Raw genomic sequence first — 21,601 nt, forward strand, 5'->3', positions numbered from 1 at the left:
GCATGTCTGGGCGTGACTACAGCGCCGCGCGTCCTTCGGACGCGCAAAGGGCGCCAAGGCGCGTTACGCTGTTATGGTGGCCCACAGTTTTGTTGGCGATCCGCCGGCCGCGCCCGGTGGACATCGCGGCGGTTGCGCGTTAGACAGGAAGAGGCATTTTTTCCTGTTTCGAGGGAGAGCGAGATTGCTCTCGCATGACCGTGTCTGGGCTGCCATCGATGCTCTCGCCGAGCGCTATTCGCTGTCGGCTTCGGGCCTGGCCCGGCGCGCGGGGCTCGATTCGACCGCCTTCAACAAGTCGAAACGTCTGTCGTCGGACGGCCGCCCGCGTTGGCCTTCGACCGAATCGCTGGCCAAGATCATCGAGGCGACGGGCGCTTCGCTCGATGAATTCACCGGTCTGATCGAAGGCCGGGCCGGATCCGTCCAGGCCGCATCGGTCGCCAGCAGACGCTCGGTGCCGTTGCTCGGCTTTGCCCAGGCCGGCGCAGGCGGCTTCTTCGACGATGCCGGCTTTCCGGCCGGGCAGGGCTGGGACCTGGTTGAGGTGCCGGCGCAATCGACCGAGAGCTCCTATGCGCTGCAGGTGCAAGGTGATTCCATGCTGCCGCTCTACCGCAATGGCGACGTTCTCATCGTCGAGCCGGGCGCCGTCACCCGCAAGGGCGATCGCGTCGTCGTCAAGACCACCGCCGGCGAGGTGATGGCCAAGGTGCTGGAGCGCCAGACCGTCAAGTCGATTGCGCTGGTCTCGCTCAATCCCGATCATCCGGACCGCGACATTCCCATGCGCGATGTCGAATGGGTGGCGCGGATCGTCTGGGCAAGCCAGTAGGTCCGGCCGGTGCGGCTCCCTCATCTTGCCCTGGCGGTTCTGATGGTCCCGGTGATGGCGGCGATCGTCGTCGCTGGCGGTCGCACGCTGAAGAGAAGTGAAAGCGTGGTCACTGTGGATCAGGTTGATCCAAGCGCCGATACGCTCCCGCAGGAGGGCGCCGGGACGGTGCCCGAAGAGCCGGTCACTTCAGCCATATCAGCCCCACAGCCGCCAAAGCCGGCGCCACATTCGCGGGCGATCGATCCCGAAACTATCGCGCCACCTGAACTGCCCGCCGAGGGACTTGAGCGTGTCGAGCCGCGCGCGCCGTTGAGCAAGCTGGCGCTGGCCGTGCCGCCCAAGCCGAAAATGCCCGACGACTGGAACGGGACAAAGCTGTTCCAGCCGGTTGCGCCGGCCGCCGGCCTGATCCAGGCGAAGGGCTATTCGGTCGCGGTTTCCGGCGTCGACGTCGTCAGGCAGGACGAGACCTGTAGCGATGACGGCAAATCCTGGCCGTGCGGCGTCCGGGCGCGGACTGCGTTCCGCGCCTTCCTGCGCGGCCGCGCGGTGGTCTGTACCGTGCCACCTGAGGGCGGTCGCGACCTGATCGCCGCCGAATGCCGGATCGGCAAGCAGGATGTCGGCCAATGGCTGGTCGAGAACGGCTGGGCGCGGGCCGCCAAGGGTGGGCCCTATGTCGAGGCCGGCGACAAGGCCCGCACGGCGAAGAAAGGCATTTTTGGATCGGCGCCGAACCTGTCCGGCATGCCGGCGATGCCGGCCGCACCGAGCCCGGCGCCCCAGGCGCCGAGCTCGATCCTGGAAGAGGTCGACGGCGTGCTCAAGCCAGCTGACCAGCCAGCGCCCGCTCAATGAGCGCCCGCGTCTCGGCAATGCCATAGAGCGCGGCGAAAGAGCCGAAGCGCGGGCCGCGCTCCTGGCCGATCAGCACCTGGTAGATCATCTGGAAGAAGGCGCCCGATACGCCGGGGCCGCCTTCCGGGCTCTGTTTGGAATGATCCTGATAGCGTTCGATCCTGCGCGCGACGTTGAGCGAAGCGTTCTGGATCGCTTCGCCGTTGGCGTCCGCCGGCAGCGCGCCAAGCGCCGTGTCGAGGGCTGCCAGCGCTTCGCGCTCGACCTCGTCGGCCGGGCGGAAAGTTTTCGTCGGCTTCACGAAATCGTCGAAATAGCGGATCGCGTGGCCGACCAGCTGGTCGAGCTCGGGATGCGTCTTTGGCGTCACGCCTTGGGTATGGCGCGAAATGAACCCCCACAGCACATCCTTGTTCTGCGCGTTGGAAGCGCTGACCAGATTGAGCAGCAGCGAGAACGGCACCGGCATGTCGATGGCAGGCGGGTTGCCGTCATGCATATGCCAGACCGGGTTGCCCAGCCGCTCCTTCCAGTCCTGCCGGGGATAGGCGGCAAGGAAAGTGTAATACTCGTCCACCGCCCTCGGGATGACGTCGAAATACAGCTTCTTGGCCTGCCGCGGCCGCTGGTACATATAGAGCCCGAGGCTTTCGGTCGGCGCATAGGTCAGCCATTCGTCGATAGTCAACCCGTTGCCCTTCGACTTCGAGATCTTCTGGCCGTTCTCGTCCAGGAACAGCTCGTAGACGAAATGCTCCGGCGCGCGCCCGCCCAGAATGTTGCAGATGCGGTCATAGACCACCGCATTGGTCTGGTGGTCCTTGCCGAACATCTCGAAATCGACGCCAAGCGCTGCCCAGCGCATGCCAAAATCCGGCTTCCACTGCAGCTTCACCCTGCCGCCGGTGATCGAAAGCGTGGTCTCGGTGCCCTCGTCGTCGAAGGTGACGGTGCCGGCCTTGGCGTCGACATGCTTCATCGGCACGTACAGCACGCGGCCGCTCTTCGGCGAAATCGGCAGGAACGGGCTGTAGGTCGCCTGCCGCTCGGGGCCGAGCGTCGGCAGCATCACCGCCATGATCTGGTCATAGCGTTCGGCGGCGCGCAGCAGCATCGCGTCGAAGCGGCCCGACTTGTAATATTGCGTCGCGCTGGCGAACTCGTAGTCGAAGCCGAACGTATCCAGGAAGCGGCAAAGCATCGCGTTGTTGTGATCGGCAAAGCTCGCGTAGTCGCCGCCGAAAGGGTTGGGGACCGACGACAGCGGCTTGTGCAGGTGCGGCTCCAGCGCTGTGCGATCCGGCACGCTGTCGGGTATCTTGCGCATGCCGTCCATGTCGTCGGAAAAGCACAGCAGCTTGGTCGCAACCTTGTCCTGCGTCAGGACGCGGAAGGCATGCCGCACCATCGACGTGCGCGCCACCTCGCCGAAGGTGCCGATATGCGGCAGGCCGGACGGTCCGTAGCCGGTCTCGAACAGGATCGTTTGGGGAAAGTCGGAGCCTTTGTAGCGCTCGATGATCTTCTTGGCTTCCTCGAAAGGCCATGCCTTGCTCTCGGTCGCAGCCGCCAGCAGCTCGGGATTGAGATCGATGATGTTTGATCCCGCCATGTCACTGTTTTCCAAATTATTCGCCGGCCTAGATCATTCGAAGACGGGGCCGGAGCAGGGGTTTTCAACCGGTCTCTAGGCGTGCATCGCCGGAGCGTCAACGCGTGCAACGCTTTTTCCTTGCGGTGCAGATACCGCGTTCCTACTTTCGGAACCCATTCAAGGAGAAAAGAATGCCGTTGCCGACGCCGCATGAAGCGCTGATCTACCTGATGGTCATCACCTCGGCCTCCGATCGCGACATGACCGATGTCGAACTGGCACGGATCGGCGAGGTCGTCCGCTCATGGCCGGTGTTCGAGGATTTCAACCACGACCGGCTGGTCGGCGTCGCCCAGGCTTGCCAGCAGATGCTGCTTGAAAAGGACGGGCTGGAAGGCGTTCTTGCGCGGGTTGCCGAGGTTCTGCCCGAGCGCTTGCGCGACACTGCCTATGCCGCCGCCTTCGAAGTGGCCGCCGTCGATCTCGAAATGCGCATGGAAGAAGTGCGGGTGCTGCAGCTGATCCGGCGTCAGCTCGATCTCGACACGCTGACGGTCGCCGCCATCGGCCGCGGCGCCAAGGCCCGGCTGCGCACCTTAACCTAGTCGGCTCTGTGTTCGCCTAGAAAAAACTGACCGGAAAATAGCGCAGGTAGAACTCGGCGAACGTGCCTTTCATCGAAATCTCCTGCAGCGCGTAGTCGAGTGCTGCGGCCAGCGCCGGGTCGTCCGCCCTGGTGGCGATGGCCATGCCCGACCCCAGATATTCGGGCGCCAGATAAGGGCCGCCGGCAAAGCGGCAGCAGCCCGCTGCGTCCGAGCCCCCAAGCCAGAAGGCCAGGCGCATGCCGTCGCCGAAGGCGGCGTCGAGTTTGCCCGCCTTGAGATCGGCATAGAGATCTTCCGGCCTGTCGAAGGGGACGATCTGAACGGTGTTGAAATAGTCGCGCAGCATGCGCTCATGCGCCGAGCCGGCGACCACGCCGACACGCTTGCCGCGCAGCTTGTCGAAGACCGGTTCGACCAGCGCCTTGTTCTTCGGCACGACGAAGCGTGCCGGGAACTGCAGGTAGGAGCGTGAGAAGGCGTATGTCGAACGCGATTCCGGTGTTGCGGCGATGCCGGCGATGATCGCCTCGCCTTCGCCTTTCTGCAGCGCTGTCTCCAGCTCGGCCCAGGGCAAGGCCTGGATCTGGCATTTGTCGACAATGCCAAGTTCGGCGCAGATGGCGCGCGCCAGATCGATGTGAAAACCGGACAGCTTTCCTGCACCATCGAGGAAATTGAAGGGCGGGAAATCCGTGGTCGTCAGGAATCGCAAACGGGGCAGCGCCGAAAGGTCCGGCTTCGGCAACCGCTCCTTGGCATCCCACAGCACCGGAACCTGCGGCTGGGCGGGGCGCGCGGCACCGGCGACCGACAGCGCTCCGACCAGCATCGACGCAAGAGCCAAGAACCTCCACTGGAACGCCACAATAATACTCCGCCGCAGTCGCGTTGGCAGGGTTTTGGTACGAAAATGACACAGGTACAATGCTTTTTGATTTCAAAGCGTCAATTTCAGGGTATGCTTTAGGGGGATTGCAAATAGCAGTGGCTGCCTTGGTGGGGGACCAGGGTTGAGAACCACAACCGGAAACGAGCGCTTTGCAATCCGTGGACCGTGGCGAAATGCAAAGCAGGCATGGACCATCGGTCTCAATGCATGAGGCAACATGGGGTTGATGTTGCGATGGGTCAGTTCGATCGCACGCTGGAATACATAGATCAGCTACAGCACGCCGGAACGGCGGCGGCAGTCTGTGAAAAGCTGCTGGGCATAACGTCGGATTTCGGACTCACCGCACTGATGGCGGGAACCGTGCCGCAGCCTGGCACGCCGGCCGGCCAGCAAAAGCAGCATGTGCTTCTCTGTGACTGGCCTGTTGAATGGCTGGAGCGCTATGTCGCGCGCAACTATGTCGATCACGACCCGGTCGTCAGCCACATGAAGCAGCTGCAGGCGCCGTTCCAGTGGCGCGAAGCCTCGCAGGGCGCCCGCATCGACAAGGGCAGCGGCGAAGTGATGGGCGATGCCGGCGTGTTCAAGTTGCGCGACGGACTGGCCTTCCCACTGATCACGCTCGATGGCCAGATCGTCATGGTGTCGCTGGGCGGCGAGGCAGTCGAATTGTCGGCGGCCGAGTTCGGCCTGGTGTCGCTGGTGTCGACCTATGCGGTCGGCCGCGCCATGCAGCTCCATACGATGGCGGACAAGACCATCGATCATATCGTATTGACGCCGCGCGAACGCGAATGCCTGCAATGGGCCGCCGTCGGCAAGTCCGAATGGGAGATTTCGCAAATCCTCGGCATCTCCGAACACACCTCGGAGAAACATCTTCTTAACGCCAAAAGCAAACTTGGTGCCGTCAACCGGGTGCAGGCCGTCGCGGAAGCGATAAGGCGCGGCTACATTAGTTAGGTCGGCCGTGCCGGCCTAGCAATTCTAGCCTACGCGATCACGCAATTTTCTCATCGAAGCACGGCCGTATCTTCCTCTGGAACCAGGAGATGACGGTATGCTTTTTTCTCTCTCAACCCAAGAATTGATGGAACGTCCAGACCTTTGGGAGGCCGTCCATCGCCTGCGCTACAAGATATTCGTCGAGGAGATGGGATGGGATGATCTCAGGCGCCCCGACGGGCTCGAATGCGATCAGTTCGATCATGACGAAGCCGTCCATCAGATCGTCATCAGGGGCAGTGAAGTCGCAGGCTACCAGAGGCTCTTGCCGACGACACGCGGGCATCTTCTGACCGAGGTGCTGACCGATCTCTTTGAGGGAACGCCACCCTCCGGACCGAGCATCTACGAGTTGACCCGTTATGCGGTCGCTCCCGGTTACCGCGATGGCCGCCGCGGTGTGTCGACTGTCGGCACCGAGCTGATTGCCGGCTTCGTCGAGTGGGGGCTGAAGCGCAACGTCAACCAGATGATCATCGAGTTCGAGCCTATGTGGGTGCTGCGTGCATTGCAGCTGCACTTCCTGGCGACCCCGCTGGGCTATCAGCGCACCTATGGCAACCAGCAGGTCGTCGCCACCCTGCTTACCTTCAACGAGCACACGCTCGATGTGGTGCGTTCGCGCCGCAATCATTTTGCCCCCGTGCTTGCCAGGGGATATCCCGACATGCTCGGGCAAAGGCGCGCGTCATGAGATCGGAGGCAGTCATGGGCGCACACCCGCAACCAGAACTCCGCAACCACACGCTGATCGTCACCGTGTCCTCAAATGACGGCCGGCCGGTGTTGGACAGAAGAGCCTACGAAAGCCTGGCGAAGACCTTCCACGAAGCCGCCGACGATGAGGAGGTCCGCGTCGTCGTGCTGCGCGGCCTGGCAGGCTGCTTCTGTCTCGGCGGCGATTTCTCCGAATTCCTCGACGCCACCAAGCACCAGAAACTGATCGCTGCCGTCACCGATCTGTTCCGCACGCTGGCGACGTTTCCAAAGCCCATCCTTGCCTGCGTCGATGGCGATGCCGTCGGCGTCGGTTGCACCATCCTGTTCCATTGCGACATGGTGATTGCGTCCGATCAAAGTACGTTCCGGGTCCCGTTCGTCGATTTCGGCCTGGTGCCGGATGCGGCGACCAGCATTCTGGCGCCGCAGAAGCTCGGCTATGCCGGTGCTTTCCGCTTCTTCTGCCTCGGCGACACGCTCCGCGCAGAGGACGCAAGGGCGCTCGGCCTCGTCGCCGAGATCGTGCCGGGTGGCAGCGTCGAGGAAGCGGCCCTCGGCCGGGCGAGACAGCTTGTCAAGAAACCGGTCGCCGCCTTGCTGCAGACACGCGGCCTACTCAAGGGCAACACCGGCGCGCTGTGCGACCGCATCGACCAGGAGATTTCGCTCTTCCAGCAGGCACTGCAGGACGACACCACGCTGCGTCGCCTGCAGCGCATTGCCCGGCTGGTAGCTTAGGAGCCGCGGGCAAAAAGCATCGCCGCGCGGCCTCTGGCTGCGCGGCGCAAAAGCGTCAGTCCTGTTTCCCAGGCCATCCTATTCTTTCAAAAACGACGGCCCTTCGCCGATGATCTTCTTGTCTTCCTTGCCGATGATTTCGAGATCGCGGCCGTCGTAGGGCAGCGACAACAGGATGCGCCGCATCACCGCCAGCCGCGCGCGGCGCTTGTCGTTGGCCCGTATAACGATCCACGGCGCGAACTCCTTGTGGGTGCGCTCGAACATGGTGTCGCGGACCTTGGTGTAGTCGTCCCATTTGGTGATGCCGGCAATGTCGATCGGCGAAAACTTCCAGCTCTTCAGCGGGCTGTAGCGGCGATCGTGGAAGCGCTCGAGCTGCGTTTCCCGGCCGATGTTCAGCCAGAACTTGAAGAAGTGGATGCCCTCGTTGGAGATCATCCGTTCGAAATGCGGCGTCTCGTCGAGAAACTGTTCGTGCTGCTGCGGCGTGCAGAAACCCATCACCGGCTCGACGCCGGCACGGTTGTACCAGGAGCGGTCGAATGTGACGAATTCGCCCGATGTCGGGAAATGGTCGACATAGCGCTGGAAGTACCACTGCCCCTGCTCGGTCGGGGTCGGCTTGGTCAGCGCCACGTTGCGCGCGGTACGCGGGTTCAGATATTGGCGCACCACAAAGATGGTGCCGCCCTTGCCGGCGGCGTCGCGGCCCTCGAACAGCGCCATCACCCGTTTGCCGGTCGACTGCAGCCACGCCTGCGCCTTGACCAGTTCGATCTGCAATTTCTCGAGCGTCTCGTCATACTCGTCGCTCTTCATCTTCTTGTCGTAGGGATAGTCGCCGGCGGTCAGCTTGTTGTCCTCGACCCAGGCGGGAAGCACGGGATTTTCGATATCGAACTCCCGCTCCTTGCCGTCGATCCTGATCTTCAACGGACCCGAAGACGGCGCGGCGGGAGTTTCCTTGGTTTTTTTCATCGAGACGAACCCCTTTCCTGCTTCCGGACTCATGCTATTGGGAGCCTCCGGAGCGGTCCAGCGGAAGTTTCCGTCAGCCGTGCGACCGGTGTGAAGACGTCGGGTGCGGGCGCGCGAGCGAATGGCTGAGCTGGACGCAGAGCAGAAAGGCATGGGGCAAACCCTGGCCGTCCGGCTGTGGAACAGCCGCTGGCTACTGACCGCCGGTGTCGTCGCGGTTCTCGCTGTTTATGCTTTGGCTGCGATATCTGCCTATGTCGTCCTTGCGGCGCTGGCGCTGCTGCTTGCAGCGGCAATGCTGCCGGCCACCGGTACGCGCCAATCCGCCGAGAGTGGCTCAGCGATCGAGGCAATCGGTCTGCAACGGCTCTCCGGCGAATATCTTGCCGCCGCCGTCGCCGACCCGCTGATCATCTTCGACCGGACCGCCACCATCGTCCACGCCAATGCCGCCGCTTTTGCCGCCTTCGGCGGGATCGCACCTGGCCTGTCGCTGTCGCTAAAATTCCGGGCGCCGGAAATGCAGGCTCTACTGGACGGCGTGTTGTCGGGCGATGTCGCCTCCGACGTCGTCGACTATACGGAGAAGCTGCCGGTCGAACGGGTTTACCGGGTGAGCGCGTCCTCGGTCGGCCACGGCACAGATCTCTATGTGCTGGTGTTCAAGGACCAGAGCGAAGCGCGCAGGATCGACCGCATGCGCGCCGATTTCATCGCCAATGCCAGCCACGAACTGCGCACGCCGCTCGCCTCGATCGCCGGCTTCATCGAAACGCTGCGCGGTCCGGCCCGCAACGACCCGGCGGCGCGCGACCAGTTCCTGCAGATCATGCAGAGCCAGACCGGTCGCATGGCGCGTCTGATCGACGATTTGTTGTCGCTGTCGCGGCTCGAGATGAAGCCCTATCTGATCCAGGGAACCGAGGTCGACCTGCGCGAGACAGTCGACAGCGTCATCGATTCGCTCGGACCGCTGGCCAGGGAAAACAGCGTTGCCATCGAGCGGGATTACGCCGACGGGCCGCTTGATGTACCGGGGGATCGCGACGAGCTTTTCCAGGTTTTCGAGAACCTCCTGGAGAACGCCTGCAAATACGGGCAGTCGGGCGGGCGCGTCGTGGTGTCGATCACGCACAGCGATGCCGGCCCGGAGCCGGGTATCGACGTGACCATCAGGGACTTTGGCACCGGCATTCCCGAGGAGCACATTCCGCGCATCACCGAGCGCTTCTATCGCGTCGATGTCGAGACCAGCCGCACCCAGAAGGGCACAGGCCTTGGTCTGTCGATCGTCAAGCATATCCTGACACGCCACAACGCCCGGCTTTCGATCAAGTCCGAAGTCGGCAAGGGCGCTGCCTTCTCGGTTCATTTGCCGACGCACTGATACCGCCCTAGTTTTCCACGGGACGGTTTCTTTTTTCTGTCATCCGGCTAGCGTATCAGCGGGGATTCGAGGAAACGACGCAAGTCAAAACAGCCCGTGGAAGGCATTCGTCCATGCAGTCCGTGCATACTGTCAGCGCCTATGACGAGGAGTTGAAATATCTGTCGAAGCGCATCGCGGCGATGGGCGGCCATGCCGAGCGTATGGTCGAACAGGCGATTGCCGCCCTCGTCAATGCCGACCCCGGCCTTGCCCAGAAGGTCATCCGCGACGATGCCGTGCTGGATGAAGGGCAACGCGAAATCGACGACAAGGCGATCATCATCATCGCCAAGCGTCAGCCGATGGCGACGGACCTGCGCGAGATCGTCGGCGCCATCCGCATCTCGGCCGATCTCGAACGGGTCGGCGACCTCGGCAAGAACGTTGCCAAGCGGGTCGTCGCCGTCATCGACGGCCGCCAGCCGACCAGCTTGTTCCGCGGCCTCGAGGCCCTGGCCAACCTGGCGCTGACCCAGCTCAAGGAAGTGCTCGACGTCTACGCATCGCGCTCGGTCGACAAGATCGGCTTCGTGCGCGACCGCGATGACCAGATCGACGCCATGTACACATCGCTGTTTCGCGAATTGCTGACCTACATGATGGAAGATCCGCGCAACATCACGCCGTGCACGCATCTGCTGTTTTGCGCCAAGAACATCGAGCGGATCGGCGATCACGCCACCAACATCGCCGAGACCATCTACTATATCGTCACCGGGGAGCAGATGCCGGCCGAGCGGCCGAAGGGCGACATGACCGACAAGATCGGCATGTCCTCGACACCGCCCGGTTAATTAAACGGTCGTGCTCTCGAAGCGTCGGCCGAATTGCGCTAAGCTTTCCGGGCTTTCCTGTATCCTCGTCCGTGGATTTGTTTCGGGAGGTCGTGATGGAAAATGTTCGGAACCTGACCCCGGCGCCTGCGCCGACATCCGGCATTATCGCTTGCGGCGTCTACACGGCCGGGCGCCGTATTGCCGACATTCCCATCGAGGAAGCCGGCGAATGGGCAAAAAAATCCGGTCACGTCGTCTGGATTGGCCTGCTCGAGCCCGACCGCAACCTGCTGCTTCGGGTCCAGGCGCAGTTTCACCTGCATGAGCTGGCGATCGAGGATGCCGAGCACCCACACCAGCGGCCGAAGATCGAGCAATATGGCGACGCCTTGTTCATCGTCGCCCGCACCGCGCAGCTGATCGACGGCCGGGTCACCTTCGGCGAGACCCATCTGTTCGTCGGCAGCGGCTACATCGTCAGCGTCAGGCACGGCCCGTCCACCTCCTATGCCGCCGTTCGTCAGCATTGGGAAAGCTGCCCGCATTCGCTGGCCAAGGGCGAGGATTTCGTCCTCTATGCCATTCTCGATTTCATCGTCGACAATTACATGCCGGTGCTCGAGCAGATCGAGGACGAGGTCGAGGCGATCGAGGACAAGATTCTGCTGAAGCCGATGACCGGCCCCGATATCGAGCGGCTCTATATGCTGCGCCGTGATCTTTTGCGCCTGCGCAATGCGGCGCTGCCGCTGGTTGAGGTTTGCCGCCGGCTGACCAGTTCCGAGCTGCCGCAGATCCACTCGGCCATGCATCCGCTGTTTCGTGACGTGACCGACCATATCCGCACCGTGCAGGAAAAGATCGACAGCCTGCGCGAGGTGCTGGCGTTTGCTTTCGAGGCCAGCCTTCTGGTCGGCCAGAGTCAGGAAACGGCGAACACCAAGAAGCTCGCCTCTTGGGCCGCCATCCTGGCGGTGCCGACAGCCCTCGCCGGCATCTACGGGATGAATTTCGACGACATGCCGGAACTGAAGATGGAATACGGCTATCCGGTGGTGCTGACCGCGATCGCGCTGATCTGCGCGTTTCTCTACTGGCGCTTTCGCAAGAATGGCTGGCTGTGAAAGAGAGCGAATAGCGAGTAGCGAATAGAGGAAAACAGGATTGCCTCTTCGCGGGGGCTCAATCAGTTTCTATTCGCTATTCGCTATTCGCTATTCGCTATTCGCTATTCGCTATTCGCTATTCGCTATTCGCTATTCGCTATTCGCTATCCGCTCAGCGACTCCGCCGCCGCTCCGATGCCGGCTGGAACGCCACGCGGGCGTGGTACTTGCAGTAGGGTCCGGTTTCGGCGGCATCGTTGCCGCAGAAATGGAAGTCCTCCGAAAGCGGATCGCCGTTCGGCCATTTGCAGGTCCGCTCGGTCAGCTCGACGAGCTGCAGGTGCCGTGAGATCGGCACTACGACATTCTCGACCGGGCGGATGTAGTGGTGGCGCGCCACCGGTTCGGCGTCGAACTGCGTCTGCAAGGCCGTGGAGCCGATCGATGACGTGACATGACGGACCGCGCTTGCGGCGCGCGACACCGATTTCTGAACAGTCGATCCTTGCGCCGCCTTCTTCTGGCGTGCCGGCGTGGCGGTCGAACGTCCGCGGCCCGACAGTTTCAGCCGGTGCACCTTGCCGATGACCGCATTGCGGCTGACCCCTCCGAGCTGCGCAGCAATCTGGCTTGCGCTCAGACCCTCCGACCACAGTTTTCTGAGAAGTTCTACCCGCTCGTCAGTCCAGTTCATGAGACCGCGCTCCTCTAAGCGTGCGCAATCGGAATCCACTCCCGACCCGGCAACATTTGCCGGGGCAGACACCACATATATCTGGTGATTAGGTCCGCCGCACGAAATCTAGTTATTTCTCGACTACAACTACTCTATGCGCTGACTCGGTGACAAGAGTCCGAAGTGCAACACGAATCGGTTTTTTCGGTTTTCCCCAACTTGCCCGGTCGCTCGTGAGCCGGCGCTGCGTTGGAGGGCTTGTTGCGCGCCACTACGCGACGTTTTCGTTGACTTCATGGCCGAAAAACACGATAAGCCGCACAGGCCGCCGCTTTGGCGGCTTTTTTGATTTTCCGGTACCGGAGACGCATATAATGAGCGGTTCGGCGCTTTACGAGACCTTTGCTCGCGCCCCCCTGGCCTTCGACCACGGGGAAGGCACTTGGCTGATTACCGACAAGGGCGAGCGATATCTCGATTTCGCCGGCGGCATCGCCGTCAATTCGCTGGGCCACAGTCATCCGCATCTGGTCGCAGCACTCACCGACCAGGCCGCCAAACTGTGGCATGTCTCCAATCTCTACGAGATTCCGGGGCAGAGCCGGCTCGGCGAGCGGCTGGTGGATGCCACCTTCGCCGACAAGGTGTTCTTTACCAATTCCGGCGCCGAGGCGCTGGAATGCGCGATCAAGACGGCGCGGCGCTACCATTTCGTCAAGGGACATCCCGAACGCTTCCGCGTCATCACATTCGAAGGCGCTTTCCATGGCCGCACGCTGGCGACCATCGCTGCCGGCGGCCAGTACAAGTACCTTGAAGGGTTTGGACCCAAGGTCGAGGGTTTCGACCAGGTAGGCTTCGACGACATCGATGCGGCCGAAAAGGCGATCACGCCGGAGACCGCCGCGATCCTGATCGAACCGGTACAGGGCGAGGGCGGTATTCGCCCGGTGCCGACGCAATCTCTGAAGCGGCTCAGGCAGCTGTGCGAACAGCACGGCCTGCTCTTGATCTACGACGAGGTCCAGTGCGGCATCGGCCGCACCGGCAAGCTGTTCGCGCATGAATGGTCCGGTGTCACGCCCGACATCATGGCGATCGCCAAGGGCATTGGCGGCGGCTTCCCGATGGGCGCCTGCCTTGCCACGGATGAGGCGGCCATTGGCATGACATCCGGCGTGCATGGCACCACTTTCGGCGGCAACCCGCTGGCCATGGCGGTTGGCAACGCCGTGCTCGACGTGGTGCTGGAAGACGGCTTCCTCGAGGATGTCCAGCGCAAGGCGCTGCTGATCAAGCAGGGGCTGGCGGCGGTCGCCGACGAGTTTCCCGAGGTCATCGAGGACATCAGGGGCACCGGGCTGATGCTCGGCCTCAAATGCGCGATGCCCAACACCAAGGTGAACATGGCACTGCGCGACCAGCACCTGCTGGCCGTTCCGGCCGGCGACAACGTCATTCGTCTGTTGCCGCCGCTCACCGTCACCGATGCCGAGATCCACGACGCGCTCAACCGCATCCGCGCCGGCGCCAAGGGCCTGGCGGAGGCGATCGCCTCCGCCGCCGCGAAGTAATCCCGGAACCATTGCTGATGTCAGTCCGCCACTTCACCGATCTTTCCGCCGTTTCCGAAGGCGATCTGCGCTTCATGCTTGACGATGCGGTGGTGCGAAAGGCTCGCCTCAAGGCCGGCGAGCGCACCAGGCCGCTCGAAGGCAAGGTGCTGGCGATGATCTTCGACAAGCCGTCGACGCGCACGCGCGTGTCCTTCGACGTCGGCATGCGCCAGCTTGGTGGCGAGACCATCATGCTGACCGGCACCGAGATGCAGCTCGGCCGTTCCGAGACCATTGCCGACACCGCCAAGGTGCTGTCGCGCTATGTCGACGCGATCATGATCCGCACCACCTCGCATGAGCGGCTGCTGGAACTGACCGAGAACGCCACCGTTCCGGTCATCAACGGCCTGACCGACGACACCCATCCCTGCCAGCTGATGGCCGATATCATGACCTTCGAGGAGCATCGCGGTCCGGTCGCCGGCAAGACCATCGCCTGGACCGGCGACGGCAACAATGTGCTGCATTCGCTGCTCGAGGCCTCGGCGCGGTTCCGCTTCAACCTCAACGTCGCCGTGCCCGAAGGCAGCGAGCCGGCGCAGAAGCATATCGACTGGTCGCAAGCGCATGGCGGCAAACTACACTTCACCCGCTCGCCCGAGGAAGCCGTCGATCAGGTCGACTGCATCGTCACCGATTGCTGGGTGTCGATGGGCCAGGAACATCGCGCCCGCGGCCACAACGTGTTCTCGCCCTACCAGGTCAATGCCAAGCTGATGGCCAAGGCCAAGCCGGACGCATTGTTCATGCACTGTCTGCCGGCGCATCGCGGCGAGGAAGTGACCGACGAGGTCATTGACGGGCCGCATTCGGTGGTCTTCGACGAGGCCGAGAACCGACTCCATGCGCAGAAGGCGGTTCTGGCGTGGTGCCTCGGCGCTTGATCCGGGCCGACTTGATCCGGGCCGACTTGATACAGGGCTGGGTGATGCCTATCTGCGGGCCATCACGCAAAAACAGCGCGTTTCGACGCATGCGCCCCGGAGGGCGGCATGGCCGCGCCCCGGAGCTTTGTCATGTTGGAAACCTATCAAGTGACTGAACATCACCCCAAACTCGGCGAATTCGGCTACGCCGGTGACGATCACGTCGTGCCTTTCGAGGTCGGTCCGCTCGATGTGCGCGGCCGCACCGTTCAGCTCGGGCCGATGCTCGACGCCATCCTGACCCGCCACGACTACCCCGAGCCGGTCGCCCGCCTGCTGGCGGAAGCCTGTGTGTTGACGGTCCTGCTTGGCACCTCGCTCAAATTCGAGGGCAAGTTCATCTTGCAGACCCGCACCGACGGGCCGGTCGACATGCTGGTGGCGGATTTTTCCACGCCCTCGGCACTGCGCGCCTATGCGCGCTTCGATGCCGACCGGCTGGAGGCGCTGGTCGCGGCCGGCGAAACGTCCCAGCAGACGCTGCTCGGCAGCGGCGTGCTGGCGCTGACCATCGACCAGGGCGCTCACACGCAGCGCTATCAGGGCATCGTCCAGCTCGACGGCGAAACGCTGGAGGATGCGGCACGCACCTATTTCCGTCAGTCGGAGCAGATCCCGACCGATCTCAGGCTCTCGGTGGCCAAGCTGCTGACGCCTGGCGTCGGCGGCGCCCGCGAGCAATGGCGTGCCGGCGGCATCCTGGCGCAGTTCCTGCCGCAGTCGCCCGAGCGCATGCGGGTTCCGGACCTGCCGGGTGGTGACGGCGATCCGCGCGAGGAAATCCACGGTCCGGCCGACAATTCCTGGCAGGAGCTGCTGGCATTGCTCGGCACCATCGAGCCGACCGAACTGATCGACCCGACGATCGGCGCCGAGCGGCTGCTCTACAGGCTGTTCCACGAACATGGCGTGCGCGTCTTCGGCGGCGTTCCGGTCGCCGACCAGTGCTCATGCTCGCGCGACAAGATCCGCGGCATCCTCGAGGGCTTCTTGGCGCAGGAGATCAAGGACAGCACCGAGGACGGCGGCATCCACGTCGCCTGCGAATTCTGCTCGAAGCAATACGACTTCGATCCGGCGGAATTTACGGCGGCTCAGTAGAGAAAAATACGCATCACCGGCTGCTTCGCGGCCGGTGAGCGAACTAATTCACCGTTCGCCGGGTGCCCGGCAGATCAAGCGAAAAGGCGGGGATGGCGATGTCGAACGTCTCGCCCCGCTTGTTGCGCATGGTGTAGTGCCCGACCATGATGCCGGACGGTGTCGAGAGCGGGCAACCGGACGTGTATTGATAGCTGTCACCGGGATTGAGTTCGGGCTGATCGCCGACGACGCCCGGTCCGCGCACCTCCTCGACCCGGCCGGTGCCGTCGGTGATGTGCCAATAGCGAGACAACAGCTGCACGAAATCGTCCGACTGGTTGTCGATCGTTATCTGATAGCCCCAGACATAGCGGTTCTCGGACGGATCCGAGCGGTCCTCCAGATAGAACGGCCTGACCTGCACTTCGATGTTGCGCGTCACGGCGCGGTACATAAGCGGCTCCAAAACAATCCAGGTCGAACTGTCCTCGCTCCGAGCGAGCAGGTCAACGTGCGCGTCTTGTCGCGCCCGGCCTGAAAGGCAGGTGCCGACAAAGAATGTCATTTAAGTGACACATGACAATGGTGGTGTGCACGAAGCGGGCGACTCGGCGCTCTGTCGAACTGTTGAAAACGGCCATCACGCGGGCCGTCTTTTCTGGAGTGACCAGATCTCGATGGAACTCACGCTCATAACCGCCTCGCTTTCGATCGCTCTCATTCTCTCAAATCTCGCCAGCATCCTGCTCGCCGCTTCGCGTCTGAAGCGGCGCCGCACCATCGCGCCGCCGGCCGGCAAGTCGCGGCCGGTGTCGATCGTCGTGCCGTCGCGTGGCGTCGAGCCGTTCACGCAGGAGACGCTGGAGCGTGCCTTCTCGCTCGACTGGCCGCGCTACGAGCTGATCTTCTGCGTCGCCCATGCCGATGATCCGGTGGTCAGGCTGATCTACGCCGCCATCGCCCGCTTCCCCAAGGTGCCGGCCCGGCTGTTGATCGGCGACGACCGTATCAGCGCCAATCCGAAGCTCAACAATTGCGTCAAAGGCTGGGAGGCGGCGCGCCACGATTGGGTTGTCTTGGCCGATTCCAACGTGTTGATGCCGAGAGACTATATTCAGCACCTCATGGCGGCGTGGCGGCCGGATACCGGCCTTGTCTGCTCGACGCCGATCGGCTCGCGGCCGGCCGGCTTCTGGGCCGAAGTCGAATGCGCCTTCCTCAACACGCTGCAGGCGCGCTGGCAATATGCCGGCGATGCGCTTGGCCTCGGCTTTGCCCAGGGCAAGAGCATGTTGTGGAACAAGCCGATGCTCGACGCCAGCGGCGGCATCCGTGCGCTGGCCGCCGAGATCGCCGAGGACGCCGCTGCGACCAAGCTGGCCAATGGCCTTGGGCTGCGCGTCAATCTCGTCACCGCGCCCTTCGAGCAGCCGCTCGGCCGGCGCACGTTCGGCGAGATCTGGTCGCGTCAGGCCCGTTGGGCGCGGCTGCGCCGCGTCACCTTCCCGCTGTTCTTCGCACCCGAGATCCTGACTGGCGCTGTGGTGCCGCTGGTGCTTGCGCTGGTTGCGGCGGCAGCCGCCGGCGTCAGCCTCTGGGCAACCGCCATTGCCGTGCTGGCGGCCTTCTACCTTCCGGAGTGCGTCCTGGCCTGGTCAAAGGGCTGGTACCTGTCGCCGCGCATGGTCGTGGCGATCATGGTGCGCGACGTGATCCTGCCGGCGATGTGGGCGCGCGGCTGGCTCGGCGGCGCCGTCGACTGGCGCGGCAACGCGATGACCATCGGCACCAAGGCCGCCGAACTGGAAGAGACGCCGTCCGGTGCCTGAAAGCCAAAGGCCTCCTATTTGGCCTTCAGCGCCTGTTCGATGTCTTCCAGAAGATCGTCGGTATCCTCCAGGCCGACCGACAGCCTGAGCGTGCCAGGCCCGATGCCGAGTTCGGCGCGGGCCTCGTCGCTCAGATTCTTGTGCGTCGTCGTTGCCGGATGGGTGATCAGGCTCTTGGCGTCGCCGAGATTGTTGGAGATCAGCACGATGTCGAGGGCGTTCTGCAAGGCGAAAGCCGCCTGTTTGCCGCCCTTGACGTCCAGGCAGATCAGCGTCGAGCCACCCGACATCTGCTTCTTGACGATGGCCGCCTGGGGATGATCGGCGCGGCCGGGATAGATGACGCGGGCGATCTCGGGCCGCTCGGCCAGGAAATCCGCGATCTTGCCGGCGCTTTCCGTCTGCTGGCGCACGCGCAGCGGCAGCGTCTCCAGGCCCTTCAGCAGCGTCCAGGCATTGAACGGCGACAGGCTCGGACCGGTGTGGCGGAAATAGTCGTGCAGGTTCTCGTCGATCCATTTCTTGTCCGACAGGATGACACCGCCGAGACAGCGGCCCTGGCCGTCAATGTGCTTGGTCGCCGAATAGACGACGATGTGCGCGCCGAGCTGCAGCGGTTTCTGCTGCAAGGGCGTGGCAAAGACATTATCGACGATCAGCCGCGCGCCGATCGAATTGGCAAGCGAAGCGACGGCAGCGATGTCGACCACTTCCAGCGTCGGGTTGGTCGGGCTTTCCAGGAAGAACAGCTTGGTGTTCGGCTTGACCGCCTTTTCCCAGTTGGCGATGTCGGTTCCGTCGACCAGCGTCGCCTCGATGCCGTATCTCGGTGCCAGCGTCTCGACCACCCAGCGGCAGGAGCCGAACAGCGCCCGCGCCGCCACGATATGGTCGCCGGCCTTGGCGCTGCACAGAAGGGCTGCCGTAACCGCCGCCATGCCGGACGCCGTGGCGCGCGCGTCTTCCGCGCCTTCGAGCGCGCACATGCGCTTTTCGAACATGTCGACGGTCGGATTGGCATAGCGCGAGTAGATGAAGCCCGGCTCCTCGCCCTTGAAGCGGGCTTCGGCAGCCTGTGCCGTTTCGTAGACATAGCCCTGGGTCAGGTACATCGCCTCGGAGGTTTCGCCGAAACCGGAACGCAGGGTTCCGCTATGCACGAGTGCTGTTTGAGGCTTCCAGTTGCGCTTCTTGGTGCTCATCGCTTTTGTTCCAGACACAAAAAAACCGGCCGCGAAAGTCGCAACCGGTCCATACGGCCTTGCGGCCCGACGGTCCTTTAGCGACTTGTTTAACGTGGCTGCAAGCCGACCGGCCAAATCACCACGGGATAACGACCCTTTAAACCCGCGCCACGCTTGCGTCAATTGCCGGCTTGATTAAGAGGTTTGTACCAAGCAGGTTCCGCAAAAGTGTTCCACGGTTTTGCGGCAGGAACCTGCGACGAGAAAATCGTCTGGCCTAGGAGTGGAGCCTTGCGGCAGACAGGCATTCTTCCCGATCAGGACATTTCGGCGCTGTTCCAGTCCGGCGCGCTGAAGTCGACCCGCGCGCTCGATATCGACCAGATCCAGCCGGCGAGCCTGGATCTGCGGCTCGGCGACAAGGCCTGGCGGGTCCGGGCCTCGTTCCTGCCGGGTCCCAACCACAAGGTTTCGGAAAAGCTCGACCGGCTGCAGCTGCACGAGATCAATCTTGCCGATGGCGCGGTGCTGGAGACCGGGTGCGTCTATATTGTGCCCTTGCTTGAAAGCCTGGCATTGCCGGCGGACATTTCGGCCTCGGCCAATCCGAAGAGTTCGACCGGGCGGCTCGACATCTTCACCCGCGTGATGACCGATCGTGGCCACGAGTTCGACAAGATCGCCGCGGGCTATCACGGACCGCTCTATCTCGAGGTCAGCCCGCGCACCTTTCCGATCGTCGCGCGCACCGGTTCGCGCCTGTCGCAGATCCGCTTCCGCACCGGCAATGCGCTGCTGTCGGAAGCCGAGCTGCACGACCTGCATCGCGCCGAGATGCTGGTCGCCACCGAGCCGCCGAACATTTCCGGTGGCGGCATCGCGCTGTCGATCGACCTCAACGGCGATCAGAACGGGCTGGTCGGCTATCGCGGCAAGCATCACACCGGACTTGTCGACGTCGACAAACGCGCCGCGCAAGAGGTCGTCGACTTCTGGGAGCCGATCCACAAGAGCGGCGCCGGCGAACTGGTGCTCGATCCCGATGAATTCTACATCCTCGTCAGCCAGGAAGCAGTGCATGTGCCGCCGCTCTACGCCGCCGAGATGACGCCGTTCGATCCGCTGGTCGGCGAATTCCGCGTCCACTATGCCGGCTTCTTCGATCCGGGTTTTGGCCACTCGGCGTCCGGTGGCACCGGCAGCCGGGCGGTGCTCGAAGTGCGCAGCCACGAAGTGCCGTTCATCCTCGACCATGGCCAGATCGTCGGCCGGCTGGTCTACGAGCACATGCTGAAGCGGCCGCAGGCACTCTACGGCACCGATCTCGGCTCCAACTACCAGGCGCAGGGCCTGAAGCTGTCCAAGCATTTCCGCCCCGCGCGCTGACCCCCATTGCCGTCAGGCAATATGCTTGCCTGCGCCGGCTTGCCATGCTTGGCTGCCTTGCTGGCTGTCAAGATGCCGGCGTTCAAGGGAACCAAGAAAATGCAGATTTCCAGATGGATCATATCGGCAGCTGGTGCTGCCATGCTGGTGATGGCGGCCGGCTCTCTGTCGGCGCAGGCGGCGGAGAAACTGAAGATCGGCACCGAGGGTGCCTATCCGCCGTTCAACACCATCACCTCGGACGGCAAGGTCGTCGGCTTCGACATCGACATCGCCAACGCGCTGTGCGCGCAGATGAAGGTCGAGTGTGAAATCGTCACCCAGGACTGGGACGGCATCATTCCCGCCCTGCAGGCCAAGAAATTCGATGCCATCATCGCCTCGATGAGCATCACCGAGGAGCGCAAGAAGCAGGTCTCCTTCACCAACAAATACTACACGACACCGCTGGCGCTGGTGGCGCCGAAGGATACCGATCTCACATCGACCGAACCGGCGGCACTTGCCGGCAAGACGGTCGGCGCCCAGGCTTCGACCACGCAGGCCGACTACGCCCAGAATGTCTATGGCAAGGCCGGCGCGGAGGCGAAACTCTACCCGACCCAGGAAGAGGCGATCACCGACCTGACGAACGGCCGCCTCGATGCCGTACTGTCCGACAAGTTCGTGCTGGTGGACTGGCTGAAGAAGGCTAGCGACGGCTGCTGCAAGCTGGTCGGCGACGTCAAGGGCACGGAGACCCAGGCCGGCATTGCCGTGCGCCTGGAAGATACCGCGCTGCGCGACAAGCTCAACGCGGCGATAGACGCCATCGTTGCCGACGGCACCTACAAGAAGATCCAGGCCAAATATTTCGACTTCGATATTTATTGAGGGTGTCGCAAGCCTTGGTCAGCCGCGAAAGAGATACTCTTTCGCGGCGCCGAGGCAGGCATGGAAATGGCCGACAAAGAGCAGTTCTCGCACGGCCAATCGCTTCCTGCCCCAGAACGCGGTGTTCCGCTTCTCCTCGTCAAGCGAGGCGCTTGATCCCGCCCCCAAGGGAAACAGCTGCTTGTCCAGGCAACCGAGGACATGCGACCTGGCGGAATCGATGCCGCAGGCTTTGGCATTGTCGTTCAATCTGTCGCTGCGAAGTGCGGAGGTCATCCGATCCGCATTGCGCATCAGGAAGCCGACCTGCGCTCTTGAATATCCCGTGGCCAGAAGCCGGTTCGTCATCGCCGTACGAGCTTCGCGATACGATCTTGCGCGCTGCATTGTCCCGCACTGTAGGCCGCTGATGGATGGGCGAGGACGATTGCCAGGCCTACGGATGCAATACCAAGTCGCATGCTGCCCATCGGCCGACCC

The 21,601-nt window shown here is 63.1% G+C and carries 22 protein-coding genes and 1 riboswitch; of the genes, 15 read left to right on the forward strand and 7 right to left on the reverse strand.

All coding sequences use genetic code 11. The features are described 5' to 3' along the window. Positions 1–184: 184 nt before the first annotated feature. Together ACFSOZ_RS38255 and ACFSOZ_RS38260 are read left to right on the forward strand one after the other, a co-directional pair. Entirely contained in the window at positions 185–835 is a 651-nt protein-coding gene (locus tag ACFSOZ_RS38255; protein ID WP_379107026.1) for a S24 family peptidase, read from the forward strand. Between the two features lie 9 nt (positions 836–844). After that, positions 845–1,696: a thermonuclease family protein gene (locus ACFSOZ_RS38260; RefSeq protein ID WP_379107028.1), complete on the forward strand. Its 852-nt coding sequence runs from the start codon at positions 845–847 to the stop codon at positions 1,694–1,696. Here the strand turns inward: ACFSOZ_RS38260 and ACFSOZ_RS38265 are convergent. After that, positions 1,662–3,308, reverse strand: a complete 1,647-nt coding sequence (locus tag ACFSOZ_RS38265; protein ID WP_379107030.1) for a lysine--tRNA ligase — start codon at positions 3,306–3,308, stop codon at positions 1,662–1,664. The genes ACFSOZ_RS38260 and ACFSOZ_RS38265 overlap by 35 nt on opposite strands. A 173-nt stretch (positions 3,309–3,481) precedes the next feature. Here ACFSOZ_RS38265 and ACFSOZ_RS38270 point away from each other — a divergent pair, with 173 nt between their 5' ends. Then, the gene (locus ACFSOZ_RS38270; RefSeq protein WP_379107032.1) at positions 3,482–3,895 is read left to right on the forward strand and encodes a tellurite resistance TerB family protein; all 414 of its coding nucleotides are present in this window, start codon (positions 3,482–3,484) and stop codon (positions 3,893–3,895) included. 16 nt (positions 3,896–3,911) lie between these two features. Here the strand turns inward: ACFSOZ_RS38270 and ACFSOZ_RS38275 are convergent, their stop codons facing one another. Then, positions 3,912–4,727 (reverse strand): transporter substrate-binding domain-containing protein, encoded by an 816-nt coding sequence (locus ACFSOZ_RS38275; RefSeq protein WP_379107185.1) that lies wholly within the window; start codon positions 4,725–4,727, stop codon positions 3,912–3,914. A gap of 294 nt (positions 4,728–5,021) precedes the next feature. On the opposite strand from ACFSOZ_RS38275, the gene ACFSOZ_RS38280 reads away from it, so the two are divergent. From ACFSOZ_RS38280 to ACFSOZ_RS38290, 3 genes are all read left to right on the forward strand, one after another. Beyond that, a complete protein-coding gene (locus ACFSOZ_RS38280) occupies positions 5,022–5,753 on the forward strand; it encodes a helix-turn-helix transcriptional regulator (RefSeq protein WP_379107034.1) in 732 nt (243 codons plus the stop codon). A gap of 97 nt (positions 5,754–5,850) precedes the next feature. Next, positions 5,851–6,489: an acyl-homoserine-lactone synthase gene (locus ACFSOZ_RS38285; protein WP_379107036.1), complete on the forward strand. Its 639-nt coding sequence runs from the start codon at positions 5,851–5,853 to the stop codon at positions 6,487–6,489. Continuing rightward, complete coding sequence (locus ACFSOZ_RS38290) at positions 6,486–7,253, forward strand: enoyl-CoA hydratase-related protein (RefSeq protein WP_379107039.1); 768 nt, start codon at positions 6,486–6,488, stop codon at positions 7,251–7,253. The genes ACFSOZ_RS38285 and ACFSOZ_RS38290 overlap by 4 nt, the downstream gene beginning before the upstream one ends. Before the next feature lie 78 nt (positions 7,254–7,331). Here the strand turns inward: ACFSOZ_RS38290 and ppk2 are convergent, their stop codons facing one another. Continuing rightward, a complete protein-coding gene (gene ppk2, locus ACFSOZ_RS38295) occupies positions 7,332–8,234 on the reverse strand; it encodes a polyphosphate kinase 2 (RefSeq protein ID WP_379107041.1) in 903 nt (300 codons plus the stop codon). Positions 8,235–8,355: 121 nt separating this feature from the next. Between ppk2 and ACFSOZ_RS38300 the strand changes: the two genes are divergently transcribed. From ACFSOZ_RS38300 to ACFSOZ_RS38310, 3 genes are all read left to right on the forward strand, one after another. Next, the gene (locus ACFSOZ_RS38300) at positions 8,356–9,621 is read left to right on the forward strand and encodes a sensor histidine kinase (RefSeq protein WP_379107043.1); all 1,266 of its coding nucleotides are present in this window, start codon (positions 8,356–8,358) and stop codon (positions 9,619–9,621) included. 113 nt (positions 9,622–9,734) lie between these two features. Continuing rightward, on the forward strand, positions 9,735–10,457 hold the full coding sequence (phoU, locus tag ACFSOZ_RS38305; RefSeq protein ID WP_379107045.1) for a phosphate signaling complex protein PhoU: 723 nt from the start codon (positions 9,735–9,737) through the stop codon (positions 10,455–10,457). 95 nt (positions 10,458–10,552) lie between these two features. After that, positions 10,553–11,563: a magnesium and cobalt transport protein CorA gene (locus ACFSOZ_RS38310; RefSeq protein ID WP_379107047.1), complete on the forward strand. Its 1,011-nt coding sequence runs from the start codon at positions 10,553–10,555 to the stop codon at positions 11,561–11,563. A 154-nt stretch (positions 11,564–11,717) separates the two neighbouring features. Here the strand turns inward: ACFSOZ_RS38310 and ACFSOZ_RS38315 are convergent, their stop codons facing one another. Next, positions 11,718–12,239 carry a GcrA family cell cycle regulator gene (locus tag ACFSOZ_RS38315; RefSeq protein WP_379107049.1) on the reverse strand — a complete coding sequence of 174 codons (522 nt, stop codon included), beginning with the start codon at positions 12,237–12,239 and terminating at the stop codon, positions 11,718–11,720. Positions 12,240–12,595: 356 nt separating this feature from the next. Between ACFSOZ_RS38315 and ACFSOZ_RS38320 the strand changes: the two genes are divergently transcribed. From ACFSOZ_RS38320 to ACFSOZ_RS38330, 3 genes are all read left to right on the forward strand, one after another. Next, positions 12,596–13,795, forward strand: coding sequence for an aspartate aminotransferase family protein (locus tag ACFSOZ_RS38320; protein WP_379107051.1), 1,200 nt, complete (start codon positions 12,596–12,598; stop codon positions 13,793–13,795). Between the two features lie 17 nt (positions 13,796–13,812). Next, positions 13,813–14,724, forward strand: a complete 912-nt coding sequence (gene argF, locus ACFSOZ_RS38325) for an ornithine carbamoyltransferase (RefSeq protein WP_379107053.1) — start codon at positions 13,813–13,815, stop codon at positions 14,722–14,724. Between the two features lie 108 nt (positions 14,725–14,832). Continuing rightward, positions 14,833–15,867 carry an Hsp33 family molecular chaperone gene (locus tag ACFSOZ_RS38330; protein WP_379107055.1) on the forward strand — a complete coding sequence of 345 codons (1,035 nt, stop codon included), beginning with the start codon at positions 14,833–14,835 and terminating at the stop codon, positions 15,865–15,867. A 43-nt stretch (positions 15,868–15,910) separates the two neighbouring features. Here the strand turns inward: ACFSOZ_RS38330 and apaG are convergent, their stop codons facing one another. Beyond that, entirely contained in the window at positions 15,911–16,303 is a 393-nt protein-coding gene (gene apaG, locus ACFSOZ_RS38335) for a Co2+/Mg2+ efflux protein ApaG (RefSeq protein ID WP_379107056.1), read from the reverse strand. 223 nt (positions 16,304–16,526) lie between these two features. Here apaG and ACFSOZ_RS38340 point away from each other — a divergent pair, with 223 nt between their 5' ends. Beyond that, on the forward strand, positions 16,527–17,678 hold the full coding sequence (locus tag ACFSOZ_RS38340) for a ceramide glucosyltransferase (protein WP_379107058.1): 1,152 nt from the start codon (positions 16,527–16,529) through the stop codon (positions 17,676–17,678). A 14-nt stretch (positions 17,679–17,692) separates the two neighbouring features. On the opposite strand, the gene ACFSOZ_RS38345 is transcribed toward ACFSOZ_RS38340, so the two are convergent. Beyond that, complete coding sequence (locus tag ACFSOZ_RS38345; RefSeq protein WP_379107060.1) at positions 17,693–18,880, reverse strand: O-succinylhomoserine sulfhydrylase; 1,188 nt, start codon at positions 18,878–18,880, stop codon at positions 17,693–17,695. Positions 18,881–18,937: 57 nt separating this feature from the next. Then, positions 18,938–19,015, reverse strand: a riboswitch (SAM riboswitch). 138 nt (positions 19,016–19,153) lie between these two features. On the opposite strand from ACFSOZ_RS38345, the gene ACFSOZ_RS38350 reads away from it, so the two are divergent. Next, positions 19,154–20,248: a 2'-deoxycytidine 5'-triphosphate deaminase gene (locus ACFSOZ_RS38350; RefSeq protein WP_379107062.1), complete on the forward strand. Its 1,095-nt coding sequence runs from the start codon at positions 19,154–19,156 to the stop codon at positions 20,246–20,248. 99 nt (positions 20,249–20,347) lie between these two features. Continuing rightward, positions 20,348–21,121, forward strand: a complete 774-nt coding sequence (locus ACFSOZ_RS38355) for an ABC transporter substrate-binding protein (protein WP_379107064.1) — start codon at positions 20,348–20,350, stop codon at positions 21,119–21,121. An 18-nt stretch (positions 21,122–21,139) separates the two neighbouring features. On the opposite strand, the gene ACFSOZ_RS38360 is transcribed toward ACFSOZ_RS38355, so the two are convergent. Next, complete coding sequence (locus ACFSOZ_RS38360) at positions 21,140–21,469, reverse strand: hypothetical protein (protein ID WP_379107065.1); 330 nt, start codon at positions 21,467–21,469, stop codon at positions 21,140–21,142. Between the last annotated feature and the right edge of the window lie 132 nt (positions 21,470–21,601).

Source organism: Mesorhizobium newzealandense, assembly GCF_042682145.1.
Classification (GTDB): domain Bacteria; phylum Pseudomonadota; class Alphaproteobacteria; order Rhizobiales; family Rhizobiaceae; genus Mesorhizobium; species Mesorhizobium newzealandense.